Origin of the sequence: Pseudomonas zeae (genome assembly GCF_014268485.2) — a bacterium.
GTDB lineage: Bacteria > Pseudomonadota > Gammaproteobacteria > Pseudomonadales > Pseudomonadaceae > Aquipseudomonas > Aquipseudomonas neuropathica.
In genome coordinates this window covers 6,316,011-6,335,397 of the sequence record NZ_CP077090.1, presented here as the reverse complement: position 1 = coordinate 6,335,397, position 19,387 = coordinate 6,316,011, and the positions used below count along the sequence as shown (strand labels likewise).

Here is a 19,387-nt window from a genome sequence, read left to right as displayed (position 1 = left end):
TTGCTTATATTTCTCCCAATGCCAATCAACAAGAATTGACGGCATGTTACGAGTGGTCAGGATCACTCCTGCCCAATCGACTCCAAAAATTCCGACCGTTCATCACTCATCCGCGCCACGCAATCATTCTGCGCAATCTTGAACGCCTTGCTCCCTTCAGTCGCCGGGAACGCTTCGACAGCGCAATCCGCGTCCCGCGTCTTCAACCACTGCTGCTGAGCCGTCTTGATCTTGGCGGTGATGTCCGCCAGTTGCGTCGGGTTCTTGCCATACGCGGTCTGCATGCGTTCGTTGAGGCTGGCGTAGTTGTCCTTGAGCAGGTCTTCGGCGGTGGTGCGGCTGTAGGTCGAGCATTCCAGGGTCTGGACGTCGTTTTCGACGGCGTCGCACGGGTTGTTGTCGGATTCTTCGGCGGCGTGTACGCCGGTCGCAAGCAAAGCCAAAGCCAGGAAGATCGATTTCATTGTTGTCGCCGCTCTAATCCAGTGGTGTTTCCAAGATGCGGCAGATTCTGGCTCAAGCTTGCGGGCTTGAACAGGTAGCTGATCGGAGCGTCTGGCGACCCTTTGTCGCGGATTGACGCTTTCGGCAATTCCCCTGTCGTTTTTGCACCCGGTCGCCCCTGCACCGAGGCATATGCTGGCCCCAAAGCGCCGGCAGACGATTCGGCGCATGAATCGCCAATAAGGGGACGCCTGATGAGCCCAGCCGAATTACACGCCGACAGCATCGTTATCGACGGTCTGATCATTGCCAAATGGAACCGCGAGCTGTTCGAAGACATGCGCAAGGGCGGTCTGACGGCAGCCAACTGCACTGTGTCGGTGTGGGAAGGCTTTCAGGCGACCGTGAACAATATTGCCGCCAGCCAGAAGCTGATCCGCGAAAATGGCGACCTGGTGATGCCGGTGCGCACCACCGCCGACATCCGTCGCGCCAAGGAGCAAGGCAAGACCGGCATCCTCTTCGGCTTCCAGAATGCTCACGCGTTTGAAGACCAGATCGGCTATGTCGAAGTGTTCAAGCAGCTCGGCGTCGGCATCGTGCAGATGTGCTACAACACCCAGAACCTGGTCGGCACCGGTTGCTATGAGCGTGACGGCGGCCTGTCGGGTTTCGGTCGCGAGATCGTCGCCGAGATGAACCGCGTCGGCGTCATGTGCGACCTGTCCCACGTCGGCTCGAAGACTTCCGAAGAAGTCATCCTCGAGTCGAAAAAACCGGTCTGCTATTCCCACTGCCTGCCGTCGGGTCTCAAAGAGCACCCGCGCAACAAGTCTGATGCAGAATTGAAGTTCATCGCTGACCACGGCGGTTTTGTCGGCGTGACCATGTTCGCGCCGTTTCTCGCCAAGGGCATTGATTCGACCATCGACGACTACGCCGAAGCGATCGAATACACCATGAACATCGTCGGCGAAGACGCCATCGGCATCGGCACCGACTTCACCCAGGGTCACGGCCAGGACTTCTTCGAATACCTGACCCACGACAAGGGCTACGCCCGCCGTCTGACCAGCTTCGGCAAGATCATCAACCCGCTGGGCATCCGCACCGTCGGCGAGTTCCCGAACCTGACCGAAACCCTGCTCAAGCGCGGCCATTCCGAGCGCGTCGTGCGCAAGATCATGGGCGAAAACTGGGTCAACGTCCTGAAAGACGTCTGGGGCGAGTAACGCTGACTCAAGACCGCCGCCGATCTGCCCCCTCTCCTGTGGGAGAGGGCTGGGGTGAGGGCAGCGGTCACCACTGAATCCACTATTTTTCTGGAGTTAAGTTTCCATGGCCAAGATCGCCCCGCAATTGCCAATCGAAGTTGACAGCGAAACCGGTGTCTGGACCTCCGACGCCCTGCCGATGCTCTACGTACCGCGTCACTTCTTCGTCAATAACCACATGGGCATCGAAGAAGTTTTGGGCGCCGACGCCTACGCCGAAATCCTCTATAAGGCCGGCTACAAATCCGCCTGGCACTGGTGCGAGAAAGAAGCTGAATGCCACGGCCTGGAAGGCGTCGCGGTGTTCGAGCACTACATGAAGCGCTTGTCGCAACGCGGCTGGGGTCTGTTCAAGATTCAGGATATCGACCTCGACAAAGGCACTGCCAGCGTCAAGCTCGAACACTCGGCGTTCGTCTACGTGTACGGCAAGGTCGGGCGCAAAGTCGATTACATGTTCACCGGTTGGTTTGCCGGGGCCATGGATCAGATTCTTGAGGCTCGCGGCAGCAAGATTCGCACCGTCGCCGAGCAAGTCTACGGTGGCTCCGAAGAAGGCCACGACGACGGCCTGTTCACCGTCAAGCCGTTGTAAGTCGAGGAACCCGCCATGGCTTTCGAAGCAATGTTCCAGCCGATCCAGATCGGCAAACTGACCATCCGCAACCGCGTGCTCAGCACCGCGCACGCGGAGGTCTACGCAACGGACGGCGGCATGACCACCGACCGCTACGTCAAATACTACGAAGAGAAAGCCAAGGGCGGCATCGGCCTGGCGATTTGCGGCGGCTCCTCTGTGGTCGCCATCGACAGCCCGCAGGAATGGTGGAGCTCGGTGAATTTGTCCACCGACCGCATCATTCCGCATTTCCAGAACCTGGCCGACGCCATGCACAAGCATGGCGCCAAGATCATGATTCAGATTACCCACATGGGCCGGCGCTCGCGCTGGGACGGCTTCAACTGGCCGACGCTGATGTCGCCCTCGGGCATCCGTGAACCGGTACACCGCGCCACCTGCAAAACCATCGAGCCGGAAGAAATCTGGCGAGTGATTGGCAACTATGCCCAGGCGGCGCGCCGGGCCAAGGCCGGTGGTCTCGACGGCGTTGAACTGTCGGCGGTGCACCAGCACATGATCGACCAGTTCTGGAGCCCGCGCGTCAACAAGCGTACCGACGAATGGGGCGGCACCTTCGAAGGCCGGATGAAGTTCGGTCTGGAAGTGCTGAAGGCTGTGCGCGCCGAGGTCGGTGACGACTTCTGCGTGGGCATGCGTCTGTGCGGTGACGAGTTCCACCCGGACGGCTTGTCCCACGAGGACATGAAGCAGATCGCCAAGTATTACGACGACACCGGCATGCTCGATTTCATCGGCGTCGTCGGCTCGGGTTGTGACACCCACAACACCCTGGCCAACGTGATTCCGAACATGAGTTATCCACCGGAGCCGTTCCTGCATCTGGCCGCTGGGATCAAGGAAGTGGTCAAGGTGCCGGTGCTGCACGCACAGAACATCAAGGACCCGAACCAGGCCACACGGATTCTTGAGGGCGGTTACGTCGACATGGTCGGCATGACCCGTGCGCACATCGCTGATCCGCACCTGATCGCCAAGATCAAGATGGGCCAGATCGATCAGATCAAACAGTGCGTCGGCGCCAACTACTGCATCGACCGTCAGTATCAAGGCCTCGACGTGTTGTGCATCCAGAATGCCGCGACGTCCCGCGAATACATGGGCGTGCCGCACATCATCGAGAAATCCACCGGGCCGAAACGCAAAGTGGTGATCGTCGGTGCCGGCCCTGCCGGGATGGAAGCGGCACGTGTTGCTGCCGAGCGAGGCCACGACGTGACCCTGTTCGAGAAGAAGGAATTCATCGGCGGGCAGATCACTACCGCATCGAAAGCGCCGCAGCGTGACCAGATCGCCGGTATTACCCGCTGGTTCCAGCTGGAACTGGCGCGGCTGAAAGTCGATCTGCGCCTGGGCACGGCGGCCGATGCCGAGACCATCATGGACTTGCGTCCGGATGTAGTGGTGCTGGCAGTCGGCGGGCATCCGTACCTGGAACAGAACGAACACTGGGGCGCCGCCGAAGGCTTGGTGGTCAGCAGTTGGGACGTGCTCGACGGCAAGGTTGCGCCGGGCAAGAACGTGCTGGTCTACGACACCATTTGCGAGTTCACCGGGATGTCGGTTGCTGACTTCCTCGCCGACAAAGGCAGCCAGGTCGAGATCGTCACCGACGACATCAAACCGGGCGTGGCCATCGGCGGTACGTCGTTCCCGACCTACTACCGCAGCATGTACCCGAAAGAAGTGATCATGACCGGCGACATGATGCTGGAGAAGGTCTACCGCGAAGGCGACAAACTGGTCGCGGTGCTGGAAAACGAATACACCGGCGCCAAAGAGGAGCGGGTGGTCGATCAGGTGGTGGTGGAGAACGGCGTGCGTCCGGATGAAGAAATCTACTACGCGCTCAAAGAGGGTTCGCGCAACAAGGGCCAGATCGACGTTGAAGCGTTGTTCGCGATCCAGCCGCAACCTTCGCTGAGCGAGGCGGGCGAAGGCTACTTGCTGTTCCGCATCGGCGACTGCGTGGCGCAGCGCAACACCCACGCCGCGATCTATGACGCGCTCAGACTGTGTAAAGACTTCTAAAGGCTTGCACACAACCCTGTGGGAGCGAGCTTGCTCGCGAAAGCGGTGGATCAGTCGACATCGATGTTGAATGTCAGTCCGCCTTCGCGAGCAAGCTCGCTCCCACAGTGACCGAGTAAGGCAACTCGACCTGCAAGACCCTGCGGTCTTTGGGAGCTTCACCTATGTTGAACACCCTTCTTCCAATCCTGTTGTTCGCCGCCCTGGGCCTTGGTGTCCTTGGTGCGTTGCGACGGGTAGCGATGTGGCGTCGGGGCCGGGCCTCGAAGGTCGATCTGATCGGCGGCCTGTTCGCCATGCCCAAGCGCTACATGGTCGACTTGCACCATGTCGTGGCGCGGGACAAATACATCGCCAACACCCACGTGGCCACGGCCGGCGGTGCGGTGGCGTCGATTGTGCTGGCGCTGCTGGTGCATGGTTTTGGCCTGCACAATCGCATCCTCGGTTATGCCTTGCTGCTGATGACGGCGGTGATGTTCGTCGGTGCGATCTTCGTTTATCTGCGTCGGCGCAACCCGCCGGCGCGGCTGTCGAAAGGCCCGTGGATGCGCCTGCCGAAAAGCCTGCTGGCGTTCTCGGCGTCGTTCTTTCTGCTGACCTTGCCAGTGGCCGGAATTCTTCCGGTGAACTTTGGCGGCTGGATACTCGCGGTCATCCTCGGGATCGGCGTGTTGTGGGGCGTGTCGGAACTGTTCTTCGGCATGACCTGGGGCGGGCCGATGAAACACGCCTTTGCCGGTGCCTTGCACTTGGCCTGGCACCGTCGCGCCGAACGTTTTGGCGGCGGCCGTTCCACGGGTTTGAAGCCGTTGGATCTCAATGATCCGTCAGCGCCGTTGGGTGTTGAGAGACCCAAGGATTTCACCTGGAACCAGTTGCTCGGCTTTGACGCCTGCGTGCAGTGCGGCAAGTGCGAAGCGGCGTGCCCGGCCTTCGCCGCCGGCCAGCCGTTGAACCCGAAAAAACTGATTCAGGACATGGTCGTCGGCCTCGCTGGCGGCACCGATGCCAAGTTCGCCGGCAGTCCGTATCCCGGCAAACCAATTGGCGAGCACAGCGGCGATCCCCATCAACCCATCGTCAACGGTCTGGTCGACGCCGAAACCCTGTGGTCGTGCACCACCTGCCGTGCCTGCGTCGAGGAGTGCCCGATGATGATCGAGCACGTCGATGCCATCGTCGACATGCGTCGCCATTTGACCCTGGAAAAAGGCGCAACCCCGAACAAGGGCGCAGAAGTCCTCGAAAACCTCATTGCCACCGACAACCCCGGCGGTTTTGCCCCGGGCGGACGGATGAACTGGGCAGCGGACTTGAACCTCAATCTGCTCAGCGAGAAGAAATCCACTGACGTGCTGTTCTGGGTCGGCGACGGTGCCTTCGACATGCGCAACCAGCGCACTTTGCGCGCGTTCGTCAAAGTACTGAAAGCGGCAAAAATCGACTTCGCCGTATTGGGGCTGGAAGAACGTGACAGCGGTGACGTGGCCCGTCGTCTGGGCGATGAAGCGACCTTCCAGTTGCTCGCCAAACGCAATATCCAGACCTTGGCCAAATACAGCTTCAACCGCATCGTCACCTGCGATCCGCACAGTTTCCATGTGCTGAAAAACGAATATGGCGCCTTCGACGGCAACTACCTGGTGCAGCACCACAGTACCTACATGGCGGAAATCATTCAGGCCGGTGCGCTGAACCTCGGTCAGCACAAAGGCAACAGCGTGACCTATCACGACCCGTGCTACCTCGGTCGTTACAACGGCGAGTACGAAGCGCCGCGCGAAGTGCTGCGTGCCCTCGGCATCGAGGTCAAAGAGATGCAACGTTCCGGCTTCCGCTCGCGTTGCTGCGGCGGCGGTGGCGGGGCGCCGATCACCGACATTCCGGGTAAGCAACGGATTCCTGATATGCGCATGGAAGACATCCGCGAGACCGGCGCCGAACTGGTGGCCGTGGGTTGTCCACAGTGCACGGCGATGCTCGAAGGCGTGGTCGAACCGCGTCCGCTGATCAAGGACATCGCCGAACTGGTGGCCGACGCGTTGCTCGAAGACGCCGCGCCGAACAAGCCTGCCACCCCGGCCAAACGTGAACCAGCGGAGGCCCATTGATGAGCGACATTATCCGCCGCGACCCACGCGCCGAATGGATTGCGCGTAACCGCCTGCATCCGCTGCACGCGGCGATGCAACCGGCGCAACACAGCTGGATGGGGCCCAACGGCATCATCCGCAAGAACCTGCACGGTATTGGTTTTATCGGCCCCAACGGCATCAAGCGGATCGATCGCAGCGGCGCGCAACAGGGCGGGGCGGTCAAACGTTCGGCCACGGTTGAAGTGCAATTGCCGCTGCATCAGGTGCCGGCCCCGGCGTTCTATATCAGTGTGGTTCCGGACATGGTCGGCGGCCGCCTGAGCAGCCACGATCGCGACTTGCTCGGCCTCGCTCATCAGCTCGCCGGCAATGACGGCGCGGTGCTGGCGGTGGTCTTTGGCGAGCACAAGGAAAATGCCTTCGCCACAGCAGGCGTCGATCGCTTGCTGGTGCTCGAAGGCGAAGCCTTTAGTGGTTATGCACCGGAGCAACGCGTGCAAGGTTTGCGCGCTGTGGATAACCAGTTCAACCCGCGTCACTGGCTGCTCCCAGACAGTCGCAGCGGTGGCGGCGAACTCGGCCGGCGCTTTGCCGCGGCACTGGGCGAGCGCCCGGCCACGCGGGTCTGGCAGGTCAAGGATCAGGAGTGCATCGGCCGCGCTGGCGCTGGGCTGCAAGATCTCGCCCGTCCGCTCGCACGGTTGATTCTGGCCGCCGCCGAATGCGCCGAACCGGTCAGCGAAACCCGTCATGAAGCGTTGCCGGTGGAGTTATCCACAACAGTAGCGCGCAGCCTGTCGCGGATTGAAGATCTCGGCGCCGTGGCGGTCGACCCGGCAGCGATTCCGATGGCCGAAGCGGAGTTCATTTTCTCCGGCGGCAACGGGGTCAAGGACTGGGCGCTGTTCCACGAGACCGCCGCTGCGCTGGGCGCTACCGAAGGTGCGTCGCGGGTGGCGGTGGACGATGGCTTCATGGCCCGTGATCGCCAGGTCGGCGCGTCCGGCACCTGGGTTACCGCGCGGGTCTATGTGGCTGTGGGCATCTCTGGCGCGATCCAGCATCTGCAAGGCATTGGTGCCTGTGACAAGGTGGTGGCGATCAACCTCGATCCGGGTTGCGACATGATCAAGCGTGCAGACCTCTCCGTGATCGGCGAGAGCGCAGAGATTCTTCAGGCGTTGATCGAGGCGGTGGCGGCTTACCGCAACGAAGCCAAGCGCGATGCGGCTTAAGGAAACGCTATGAACACGAAAGTAATCAGTCTGGTTTCAATCGGCGCTCACCCTACTTCCGGGCGGCCACGCCGCGCTGATCAGGACGCGCGCGCCGTGGAACTGGGTCTGCAACTGGCTGGGGATAACCTGCAAGTGCTGCATGCCGGTGACGTTGCGGAAGCGGCGTTGCGCGCCTATCTGGGCATGGGTCTTGAGCAGATGCATGTGCTGGAGCAACCGGCTGGTGCCGATGCGCTGCCGGCGCTGACCGCGTATCTGCGTGATGCCGGTGCGCAGGTGGTGCTGACCGGCAGCCAGGCGGAAACCGGCGAAGGTTCGGGGATGTTGCCGTTCTTGCTGGCGGAAGGTCTGGGCTGGCCGCTGGTGGTGGGCCTGGCGCAGGTCGAGTCGATCAACGACGGTTCGGCGCTGGTGCTGCAAGCGTTGCCGCGCGGGCAACGGCGCCGGTTGAAAGTGAAACTGCCGTTTCTGGCGACTGTGGATAACGCCGCGCCGAAACCTCGGCAGAGTGCTTACGGGCCGGCGCGGCGGGGTGTTTTGCAGGCTGAAGATGTGGAAGTTGTGGACGATGAGTTGTTGTCGGTTGCCACCCTGCAACCCGCCAAGCCACGGCCGAAACGCTTGAAGGTGATCAAGGCCAAGAGTGGGGCGGACCGGATGAAAGCCGCGACGGCCAAGGCCAGTGGGGGCGGGGGGCAAGTGCTCAAGGGTGTTACCCCTCAGGCCGGTGCTGAAGCGATCCTCAAGTTACTGATTGAAGAAGGCGTTGTCCGCTGAAAAGCCCCTCACCCTAGCCCTCTCCCAGAGGGAGAGGGGACCTACCGAGTGGTATTGGCTAATTACATCGACCTGCGACTGCGCGGTGACCTTGGTTTGGCCAAGCCTGAGATCACAATGTTCGTTCAGGTCGGTGGAGCTTGAATAGGCGATGCGGTTGGCTCCCTCTCTCTTTGGGAGAGGGCTAGGCGGGCGGCGTTCCGATGAGGGTAGGCGGTTTACCCACAATCCCTGTTGGCGGATCTGTGGATAACGTGTTCGCCCATCCCTGCACCCCGCGCCAATCAAGCCCTACAGCCCTCCGATCAAAAAACAACCAGCCTAAGTCACGGATTTTCTGGGCTTTTTCTCCTGAATAACTGAACAAGTTGCCCCCAATCTCTGTTGGCGCTTCTGTGGATAAGATGTTCGCTATCCGCTGCGAGCCATACAAAACGTGGCCTGCGAAGGATCGATCAAAAAACAATCAAATCATCTGTTTCTACGCAAAACTCCCACGTAAACCCCGATTTCACACAGTCAGGAACGCTTTTCCACAGCACAGGCAAAGTTACCCCCGATCTCTGTTGGTGCTTCTGTGGATAACGTGTTTGCCATCCTCTGAAAGCCATGAAAAACGTGGCTTTCAAGCTTGTGATCAAAAAACAACCAATGCGTCTCGCAAACCCTTCTTCTGAATAAGTCACGATTTTTCTTGATAAATCAGCGGTTTATTTTTCCAGTCATCCACAGTTACCCCCATTTGCTGTGGGTGGCTATGTGGATAACTTGTTCGTCAAACCCCGCAAGCCCCGTCCGGCATAGTCCAAACGGCAATTGATCACATTTCATACAGTTCTAAGACGTTGCCTTGACTTCGATTCCTGCGCTGTCTTCACTGCAATGGCACAAGGACAGCCGTCACTTATCCACATCAGGTTCTGGGAGAACGCATGATGGATAGTCAGCCGCACCGCCCCCCGCCCTCGCCACGCAAGCGCACGCTACGGCGCGCCGCCAATCAGCACGCTCGCCTGTAGCGCGCCCCACCTGCCAGACCGCTGTGCTGTCGCCGGACTTGATCCGGTGGCCAGGTGCCCGTCCGCCCATTGATTGCAGGCAACCGCAGAGTTGCCCCCATCTGCCTGATTAGAGGAACCACCTCATGACACGGATCGCAACGCCCATCAGCGAGATCAAGGAACACTACGATGTGATTGTCATTGGTTCAGGCTACGGCGGCGGCATTGCTGCCTCGCGCCTGTCCCGTGCCGGCAAACGTGTGTGCCTGCTCGAACGCGGTCGGGAAATCCAGCCCGGCGAATACCCCAACACCATGATCGCCGCCACCGAGGAACTGCAGGTGCATGACCCGGATGGCCATATCGGCTCGCGCACCGGGCTGTTCGATTTACATGTGAATGCCCAGCAGAACGTCGTGGTCGGTTGCGGCCTCGGCGGCACGTCGCTGATCAATGCCAACGTGGCCCTCGAACCGGAGCCGGGCGTATTCGATGATCCGCGCTGGCCGCAAGCGGTGCGTGAACACCGCGATACGCTGCTCAAGGACGGTTATGCCCGCGCCCGGGAAATGCTCAAACCCAATCCTTACCCGAACACTGCGCCGAACCTGCCCAAACTCGACGCCAACAAGAAATCCGCGGATTACCTCAAGCAAGGCGCGCACTTCTACAAGCCGCCGATCAACGTGACCTTCGACAAGCTGCCGAACAACCTCAACCATGTCGGCGTCGAGCAACTGCCGTGCAACCAGTGCGGCGACTGCGTTTCGGGCTGTAACAACAAGGCCAAGAACACCACGCTGATGAACTATCTGCCGGACGCCTGGAATCACGGCGCGGAGATTTTCTGTCAGGCCGAAGTGCGGCACCTGGAGCGTGATGGTGAAGGCTGGATCGTGCACTTCCAGTACCTCGACAGCGGGCGGGAGATGTTCAGCGCGCCGACGTTGTTCGTGAAGGCCGACATCGTCGTGGTCTCCGCCGGCACCCTCGGCTCCACGGAAATTCTTCTGCGCACGCGCGACAAAGGTGTGGTGATGTCCGCCCAGCTCGGCGAGAACATGAGCGGCAACGGCGACATCCTCGGCTTCGGCCACAACTGCGAGCAGACCATCAACGGCATCGGTTTCGGTGCGCACCCGGCCAAGGAACTGCACCCGGTCGGCCCGTGCATCACCTCGGTGATCGACATGCGCACCGAGGGCGATTGGCGCAGCCGCATGGTCATCGAGGAGGGCTCGATCCCCGGCGCGCTCGGCCGGCCGATGGTGCCGGCCATGGCCGGGTTTGCCGAGATGATTGGCGTGGCCACGGATGACAGCTTCAGCGGCAAGGTGAAATACAAGGAGCGCGAAGCGGAAAGCTTTCTGCGCGGCCCGTATTACGGCGCACTGCACAACATGCAGACTTACCTGATCATGAGCCATGACAGCGGCCAGGGGCGGATGGTCCTCGACAGCAAGGATCAACTGCGCATCGACTGGCCGGGCGTTGGCGAGCAGGAGAACTTCAAGCTCGGCAACGAACGTCTGCAGCAGAGCACCAAGGCACTGGGTGGCGTGTGGGTGGAGAACCCGATCTGGACCAAACTGCTCAAGCACAGCATCGTCTCGGTGCACCCGTTGGGCGGTTGCGTGATGGGTGAAGACGCGGCGCAAGGCGTGGTCAATCACAAGGGGCAGGTGTTCAGCGGTGCCAGTGGCAGCGATGTCTACGCCAACCTGTACGTGACCGATGGCGCGGTGATTCCGACCTCGCTGGCGGTCAATCCGCTGTTGACCATCTCCGCGGTGAGTGAGCGCAACATGGGCCTGCTTGCCGCCGACCGTGGCTGGCAGATCGACTACACGCTGCCATCCGCACCGCGTAAACCAGTGGCACCGCCAACCCTCGGCGTGCAGTTCACCGAAACCATGAAGGGCTATTTCTCCCGGGCTTTCACTGCGGCGCAAAGCACCGACCTGAAAGTCTACGAAGCAGCGGCCAAACGCGGCGAGGCGGACAATTCGCCGATCGACTTCACCCTGACCATCACCGCCAACGACCTCAACCGCATGATCAAGGAGCCCGAGCACGCGGCAACCATTGTCGGCACGGTGAATGCTCCGGCACTGTCGCCACAACCGCTGACCGCCAGCAATGGCGTGTTCAACCTGTTCGAGCAATTCGAGCAACAGGTCGATACGCGCCACATGAAGTACGACATGAGACTGACCGCCGAGGACGGTAACGACTATTTCTTCAGCGCCTTCAAAACCGTGCCGGAAGACAACGGCGTGCTGAATATCTGGCACGACACCAGCACGCTTTACGTGACGCTGTATCGCGGGCCGGACAAGACCGGCGAAGTGATCGGTTCCGGGGTGATGCATATTCATCCGACCGATTTCGCCAAGCAGATGACCACCATGAAAGTCCTCAATGCGCGCAACGAGCGCGAGCGCATTGAAGGCTTGGCGCGGTTCGGCAAGTTCTTCGCCGGGATCCTCTGGGAAAGTTACGGCGGGGTGTTTGCCGGGGATATCTACTTCAATCCCGACGCGCCGCCACGGTTGAAACGGCCCTTGGATGCGCCGACGCCGGCGGTGCATTTCTTCCCCACAGAAGACGGCGTTGAATTGCGGCTGACCCGGTATCAGGCCGGGAGCAAAGGTCCGGTGATGCTGGTGCATGGTTTGGGCGTCGGCTCGAATATCTTCTCCACCGATACCATCCAGACGAACCTGCTGGAATATCTGTGCAAGCACGATTACGACGTGTGGTTGCTGGATTTCCGCGTGAGCATTTTGCTGCCGGCGAGCAAGAAGGAGTGGAACGGCGACCAGATTGCCCAATACGATTTCAAGGCTGCCATCGCGCAGATTCAGCAGCAGACCCAGGCCAAGGACGTGCAGTGCGTGGTGCATTGCTACGGCGCAACGACCTTCTTCATGTCGTTGCTCGCCGGTTTGCAGGGTGTGCGTTCGGTGGTCTGCTCGCAGATTGCCGCTGACACCGTAGTTGCCACTGCCACAGGGCTGAAGGCCGGATTGCACCTGCCGGGGATGCTCGATGCGATCGGCATCAAGTCGATGACCGCTTACGCCGACAGCAAGGAAAACTGGTTCAACAAACTCTACGACAAGGCCCTCAACGGCTACGCGCGGATCGAGGCGCAGGGTTATTGCACCAACCCGGTGTGCCACCGCATCACCTTCATGTACGCGTCGCTGTATCGCCACGACACCCTCAACGAAACCCTGCACGACAACCTGCACGAGTTGTTCGGCGAGTCGAATATCGAGACCTTCGAGCACCTGGCGCTGATCGTGCGCAAAGGGCACCTGGTGGATTTCAAAGGCAACGATGTGTACATGCCGCACTTTGATCGCCTGACCATGCCGATCTGCTTCATCAGCGGTGCCGACAACCAGTGTTACCTGCCGGAAAGCACCCTCAAGACCTACCAGCGTTTGTGCGACATGCACGGGCCAGAGCGTTACAGCCGACAAGTGGTGCCGGGCTATGGCCACATCGACTGCATGTTCGGCAAGAACGCAGTGGTCGATGTCTACCCGATCATCCTTGAACACCTTGAGAAAACAGCCCTCGGCTGACGTTAGACCGAGGCGACCGCTTCGCGAGCAGGCTCGCTCCCACAGGGTTTTGTGCCAGTCACAAAACCAGTGGGCATCCCCAATCCAATGTGGGAGCGAGCCTGCTCGCGAAAGCGGTGCATCAGGCACTACACCTCTCAGGTCTGCACAAGGAAATGGATGACATGGACAGCTACATCCGCGGGTTTCAACGCTTCATCTGGATCGGCATTGCGATGAACATGGTGTTCGCCATCCCCGCGCTGTTCGCGCCGGGCTTGCTGACATCGGTGGTCGGGCTGCCGCCGCAACTCTCTGACCCATGGCTGGAGAACGCCGGGATGCTGCTGGTCGGCATCAGCGTGTTTTACATGCCGTCGGGTTTCAACGCGCCGCGCTACGTGGTGCATTCCTGGCTCTGTGTGCTGACGCGGTTGATCGCCGTAGTGTTCTGGATCTACCTGATCAACACCAGCTCTCAAGGCTCAGTATTCGTGCCAATGCTGATGGGCGATCTGAGCTTTTTCCTGATCCTCGGCATTCTGCTCTACCTCGGCACCGCGCCGGAGAACCGCCCTTGGGCATTGCTTTGCGATGGCTGGCGCGAGTGGCACGCGGCGTGGCAGCGGCAATGGCAGAGTCACACCTTCAAGGTTGGCACGCTGATTGTCGTCGCGGTACTCGGTTTCATCGGTTACGAGACCTGGTATCAGATGCTGCGCGTGGTGCCGGAGCAGGAATACGCCTCCGACGAAGATCACTACAAGTACGCCGCCATTGGCCTCGGCATCGAAGCACGGATCCCGTATTACCTGTTCGCCGTGCTGCCGCAGATGTGCCCGGAGAAAATGCCCAAACCCGGTGGCTGGGAGGTTTTCGGCTTCCTCTTTGAAAACGGCAAGGACCTGCCGATCGGCATGGCCAAGCGGCAGATCGGTTACCCGACGGTAGAGCCGAACTGCGCGCTGTGCCACACCGGCTCCTACCGCGCCAATGCCAGCGACGTCGCCGTCAATGTGCCCAGCGCGCCGGCCAACACCCTGCAACTGCAAGCCTTCCAGTGGTTCGCTTACGATTGCGCCAGCGATCCGAAATTCACCACCGACGCGGTGATGGCGGCGATCAACAGCAAGTTTCAGTTGGGCTTCTTCGAGAAGCTCTACAACCGCTACCTGATCATGCCGATGGCCAAAAGCGCACTGCTCAAGCAGAAGCAGGCTTACGCCTGGCAGAAGCTGCGTCCGCAACAAGGCCCGGGGCGCACCGACACCTTCAATCCGACGAAAATGGTCGTGTTCGGCTTCCCGGATGACTCGACGATCGGCACCGTCGACCTGCCGCAAGTATGGAACCAGAAACCCCGCGAATCGATGTACCTGCACTGGGACGGCAATAACAACAAGATTCACGAACGTAACTACGCCGCCGCGATGGCCGTGGGCGCGACGCCGGACTCGGTGCTGCCGCCGAGCTTCAATCGCGTGACCAACTGGCTGCTCGGGCACAAGGCACCGGCGTGGCCGTGGGCGCTGGATCAAGCGAAAGTCGCGCAGGGCAAACCGATCTGGGAGGCTAACTGCGCGGCTTGTCATGACTTCGGGCGCGCCGATACCGGGCAGGTCACGACCAACATCGATCAGCTCGGCACTGATCCGCACCGGCTCGACTCGTTCACCACGGGGCTGGTCGCCGCGTTCCACACCTTCAAAAAACCGCCGTTCGATTTCGGCGCCTACCGCAAGACCCAGAGCTACAGCAACACGCCCACCGACGGCGTCTGGTTGCGCGCGCCGTACCTGCACAACGGCTCAGTGCCGACCCTGTGGGACTTGCTGCAACCGCCGGAAAAACGTCCGCAGGTGTTTATCACCGGCTCGGATATTTACGACCCGGTCAACGTCGGTTTCGTCACCAGCGGCGCTCAGGCCAAAGCCTCGGCGGACTTCAAATACGACACGCGCCAGGAGGGCAATCACAACAGCGGCCACCTGTACGGCACGACGCTGTCGGACGACGACAAACGCGCGCTGATCGAATTCATGAAAACCCTGTGAACCTTACGGAAAGAGGATTACGCCATGTCACTGGTCAGTCATTGGGAACACGAGTACGACAAGGTCAAAGTGCGCATTCACGGCTTGTTCACGCGCATGGAAATGGCCTGGATGAAACTCATCAGCGAGCTGGAGCCGCAGGAGTTTCAGGCGATCATCAAGCTGCTGCAACGCGGACATGATCAGGCGCAGTACGTGCTGAAGAACGGCGAGTTGCCGGACGACGAACCGAGCGTACCCTGGGAGCTGTCCCACGGTCTGTCGATCCTGCGCATCGGCAACGCCGCACCGTTGCCGCAATCGCCCGATCAACTGGCGACCCGGGTGCTGAAGGACGGCACGCTGCTCGGGTGTCGCAAGTGGGAGTTGCTCGATTTGCTGTGGAGCGAGGCGCTGCTGAAGTGGATCGAAAACCTGCGCCATCACGCGACCTTCGGTACTGACCCGGCGGTGGTGCAAATGGATCGCGACGTGACCCTGGCGATTGCCGGCGACTGGGGCACCGGGCCGTTCGACAGCCATGCGCCGGCGGTGTCGGTGGCCAATCAGATGCAACTGGCTCAGGCGGATTTCACCATTCACCTCGGCGATGTGTATTACGCCGGCAGCCATTCACAGGAAGACGTCGACATGGCCGGTTGGCCAATGGGCACCCATGGCTCATTCACCCTCAACTCCAACCACGAGATGTACAGCGGCGCCCACGGCTATTTCAAGGAACTGGCCAAGCGTTTTCCGGGGCAGCAGGGCACCAGTTATTTTGCGCTGATCAATGATGACTGGTTGGTGGTCGGGCTGGATTCCGCCTATGCGTCGGACGCGATGAATCTGTACATGGACGGCACCTTGAACGAGCCGCAGATCGCGTGGATGAAAGGCCTGCCAAAACGCAAAAAGCTCATGGTGCTCAGCCATCATCAGGGCTTCGATATTTCCGGGCACAACAAGACCGCGCTGTATCAACCGGTGTGCGATGCGCTGGGGCGCGAGCCGGATTACTGGTATTGGGGGCATCTACACAACGGCATCGTGTACGCGCAGCAGGGCGGTTTGCATGCGCGTTGTGCCGGGCACGGGGCGATTCCGTATGGCAATGCCAGCGAGCTGGACGGGCATTCGCGGGTGTTGTGGTCGGAGACGCAGGATGCCAAGGACCCGGCATATCCGCTGCGGGTGTTGAACGGGTACGCAAAAATCAGGTTGGTGGGGGAGGAGATATTTGAGGAGTTTATTGGTGAGGATGGATCGGTGAGGTGGTCATCGAAGTGATGCAGCGATTGTAATGACGCCATCGCGAGCAGGCTCACTCCTACAATTGGAATGCGTTCCCCTGTAGGAGTGAGCCTGCTCGCGAAGCTTTTGCTTTTAGCCTTGGACCGGGACACCTTTTAGGTACGGCGCAGGCTCGGCGCCGAGGTTGCTCAACAGGCGCTCGCTGTACCAGTCGACGAAGTTAACCACGCCAAACTCATAAGTCTTGGAGTAAGGCCCGGGCTGGTAGGCGGTGGAGTTGATCCCGCGCTGGTTCTCTTCCGCCAGACGACGGTCCTGATCGTTGGTCGCGTCCCACACCTGGCGCATACGGTCGACGTCGTAATCCACGCCTTCAACGGCGTCCTTGTGCACGATCCACTTGGTGGTAACCATGGTTTCCTGCGCGCTGATCGGCCACACGGTGAAGACGATGATGTGGTCGCCCATGCAGTGGTTCCACGAGTGCGGCAGGTGCAGGATGCGCATCGAACCCAGATCCGGGTTCTTGATGCGGCCCATCAGTTTCGCGCAGCCCTGTTTGCCGTCGAGGGTCATCGACACGGTGCCCTTGAGCAGCGGCATGCGCACGATGCGGTTGCGCAGGCCGAAGCTGGCGTGGGCGTAAGGAATCTTCTCGGCTTCCCAGGCAGCGGCGGAGGCGGCGACGTGATCCTTGAACGCCTGATCGGCGCGCGGGTCGGTGACGTCGTCCCACTCCAGCAGGGTTTTCAGCAGTTCCGGGTGCGACGCGTTGCAGTGGTAGCACTCGCGGTTGTTTTCCAGCACCAGTTTCCAGTTGGCCTTTTCCATCAAGGTGGTGGTGATCGCCACCTTGGTGTTCTCCATGTCGTACGGTTCCATGTAATGGTTCAGCGTCGACAGGAAGTCATCGATGGCTGGCGGGTTCTCGGCCAGGCTGATGAAAATGTAGCCGCCGGCCGTTTTCACGTTCACCGGTTTGAGGCCGTACTGCTTCATGTCGAAGTCGGCGCCCATTTCGGTACCGGCGAACAGCAGGCGCCCGTCCAGCTCATAGGTCCACTGGTGGTAGTGGCAGACCAGTTTGGCAACCTTGCCTTTTTCGCTGGTGCACAGGCGCGAGCCACGATGGCGGCAGACGTTGTGGAAGGCGTGGACCACGCCCTCGGCGCCACGAATGACGATGATCGGGTTTTTGCCGACCTGCAGGGTCAGGTAGTTGCCCTTGGCCGGGATCTCGCAGGTCATGCCGGCGATCAACCACTCTTTCTGGAAGATCTCCTGCATGTCGATATCGAACAGCCGCTCGTCGCTATAGAACGGTTGTGGTAGCGAGAACGTCCGCTCGCGCTCCTGGAGCATTTGTGCGGTGGCCTTGCGTGCGGGTTCCAGCGGATCGCCCAGGCTGATTTTTGCGGTGACGTCCATCGATGTGATCCTCATGGCCATCTGCGTGGCCGGCGAAAAGTGGCTGATCAGGTGTGCTGCTAACGGTTGCTACGCAAGGTGTAAAGAATCTGTATTGGTGTTGGGGCGAGTGTGGGGCCGGCGCTGCCGCGAACCTTATCCATGGGCGACATGGTGCAATCTGTTCCCGACGCGCAACCCCCGGTGGTTGGGGGCTGGTCGCGATAAGTATGCCGATGTCGCGGATAGGTAAACGGACGGTTCACGCTATACGCAGAATCGCCGACATGAGGCCGACAGTCGGCCGTGGAGAACAGCATGTCCAACAGCTTCCTGAATCCGGTCACCACCCAGACCTGGGCCAATGGCCGACACATCGTCCGTTGCGTCAAAGTCATCCAGGAAACCTGGGACGTGCGCACCTTCTGCTTTATGGCCGACCAGCCGATTCTGTTCTTCTTCAAACCCGGGCAGTTCGTGACCCTGGAGCTGGAAATCGAAGGCCAGCCGATCATGCGTTCGTACACGATCTCCAGTTCGCCGTCGGTGCCGTACAGCTTTTCGGTAACGATCAAACGTGTGCCGGGCGGCAAGGTCTCCAACTGGTTGCACGACACACTTCATGAGGGGCAAGAGCTGGCGGTGCACGGGCCGGTTGGGCTGTTCAATGCCATCGATTTCCCGAGCCCGAAAGTCCTGTACCTGAGCGGCGGCGTCGGGATCACGCCGTGCATGTCGATGGCGCGCTGGTTCTACGACACCAACGCCAACGTCGACATGACCTTTATCCACAGCGCGCGCTCGCCGAAAGACATCATTTACCACCGCGAGCTGGAACACATGGCGTCGCGGATCGACAACTTCAGCCTGCACCTGATTTGCGAGAAGCACGGGCTGGGCGAGCCGTGGGCCGGCTATCGCGGCTACCTCAATCACAAGATGCTCGAGCTGATGGTTCCCGACTTCCTTGAGCGCGAAGTGTTCTGCTGCGGCCCGACGCCGTACATGAACGCGGTCAAGCGCCTGCTGGAAGTGGCCGGTTACGACATGTCGCGTTATCACGAGGAATCCTTCGGCGCTACGCCACCGGAAGCTCGTGCCGATGCGGTCGAGCAAGCCGAACAGGCAGCCGATGCGCCGGAAATCGATGCAGCGGATTTGCATCAGGTCGAATTCACTTCGTCTGGCAAGAGCATTCGTGTGGCACCGGGTGAGACGGTGCATGCGGCGGCGGCCAAGCTGGGGCTGATGATTCCGAAGGCGTGCGGGATGGGGATTTGCGGCACGTGCAAGGTGATGAAGCTGGGCGGCGAGGTGGAGATGGAACACAACGGCGGGATTACCGAGGATGACGAGGCTGAAGGGTTTATCTTGTCGTGCTGCAGTGTGCCTAAAGGGGATGTGCGAATCGATTTTTGAGTGGGGCGAATTTTTGCGTACGGCATGCCCCTCACCCCAGCCCTCTCCCAGAGGGAGAGGGGGCCGACCGAGGTGTCTTGAGGGAACCATCGACCTGAAAGATCGAGTCGACTATGGATTCAGTAAAGCAGTTTCACGTCGGCGTAATTCTCAAATATCTCCCAATCAGTCCCCTCTCCCTCCGGGAGAGGGCTA

General features: G+C 60.4%; 12 protein-coding genes. 10 read left to right on the top strand and 2 right to left on the bottom strand.

All coding sequences use genetic code 11. From position 1 onward, the window contains the following. Positions 1-62: 62 nt before the first annotated feature. The gene (locus HU754_RS27925; protein ID WP_186619990.1) at positions 63-464 is read right to left on the bottom strand and encodes a lysozyme inhibitor LprI family protein; all 402 of its coding nucleotides are present in this window, start codon (positions 462-464) and stop codon (positions 63-65) included. A 234-nt stretch (positions 465-698) separates the two neighbouring features. Between HU754_RS27925 and HU754_RS27920 the strand changes: the two genes are divergently transcribed. From HU754_RS27920 to HU754_RS27880, 9 genes are all read left to right on the top strand, one after another. Continuing rightward, the gene (locus tag HU754_RS27920) at positions 699-1,676 is read left to right on the top strand and encodes a dipeptidase (RefSeq protein WP_093429898.1); all 978 of its coding nucleotides are present in this window, start codon (positions 699-701) and stop codon (positions 1,674-1,676) included. Positions 1,677-1,782: 106 nt separating this feature from the next. Continuing rightward, complete coding sequence (locus HU754_RS27915; RefSeq protein WP_005792152.1) at positions 1,783-2,313, top strand: DUF5943 domain-containing protein; 531 nt, start codon at positions 1,783-1,785, stop codon at positions 2,311-2,313. A gap of 15 nt (positions 2,314-2,328) precedes the next feature. Then, on the top strand, positions 2,329-4,389 hold the full coding sequence (gene dgcA / locus HU754_RS27910; RefSeq protein WP_099757377.1) for a dimethylglycine demethylation protein DgcA: 2,061 nt from the start codon (positions 2,329-2,331) through the stop codon (positions 4,387-4,389). Positions 4,390-4,553: 164 nt separating this feature from the next. Then, a complete protein-coding gene (gene dgcB / locus HU754_RS27905; RefSeq protein ID WP_186619988.1) occupies positions 4,554-6,503 on the top strand; it encodes a dimethylglycine demethylation protein DgcB in 1,950 nt (649 codons plus the stop codon). After that, on the top strand, positions 6,503-7,723 hold the full coding sequence (etfA, locus tag HU754_RS27900) for an electron transfer flavoprotein subunit alpha (protein ID WP_186619987.1): 1,221 nt from the start codon (positions 6,503-6,505) through the stop codon (positions 7,721-7,723). Before dgcB ends, etfA begins: the two co-directional genes overlap by 1 nt. A gap of 9 nt (positions 7,724-7,732) precedes the next feature. Then, on the top strand, positions 7,733-8,503 hold the full coding sequence (gene etfB / locus HU754_RS27895) for an electron transfer flavoprotein subunit beta (protein ID WP_186619986.1): 771 nt from the start codon (positions 7,733-7,735) through the stop codon (positions 8,501-8,503). A 1,144-nt stretch (positions 8,504-9,647) separates the two neighbouring features. After that, positions 9,648-13,100 carry a GMC family oxidoreductase gene (locus tag HU754_RS27890; RefSeq protein WP_186619985.1) on the top strand — a complete coding sequence of 1,151 codons (3,453 nt, stop codon included), beginning with the start codon at positions 9,648-9,650 and terminating at the stop codon, positions 13,098-13,100. A 164-nt stretch (positions 13,101-13,264) separates the two neighbouring features. Beyond that, positions 13,265-15,133: a c-type cytochrome gene (locus HU754_RS27885; protein WP_186619984.1), complete on the top strand. Its 1,869-nt coding sequence runs from the start codon at positions 13,265-13,267 to the stop codon at positions 15,131-15,133. A gap of 24 nt (positions 15,134-15,157) precedes the next feature. Next, positions 15,158-16,402, top strand: coding sequence for a metallophosphoesterase family protein (locus HU754_RS27880; RefSeq protein WP_116254353.1), 1,245 nt, complete (start codon positions 15,158-15,160; stop codon positions 16,400-16,402). A gap of 96 nt (positions 16,403-16,498) precedes the next feature. Here the strand turns inward: HU754_RS27880 and gbca are convergent, their stop codons facing one another. Further along, positions 16,499-17,794 (bottom strand): glycine betaine monooxygenase oxygenase subunit, encoded by a 1,296-nt coding sequence (gene gbca / locus HU754_RS27875; protein WP_093429906.1) that lies wholly within the window; start codon positions 17,792-17,794, stop codon positions 16,499-16,501. A 297-nt stretch (positions 17,795-18,091) separates the two neighbouring features. Between gbca and gbcB the strand changes: the two genes are divergently transcribed. Further along, positions 18,092-19,192 (top strand): glycine betaine monooxygenase reductase subunit, encoded by a 1,101-nt coding sequence (gene gbcB / locus HU754_RS27870; protein ID WP_093429907.1) that lies wholly within the window; start codon positions 18,092-18,094, stop codon positions 19,190-19,192. Positions 19,193-19,387: the final 195 nt, after the last annotated feature.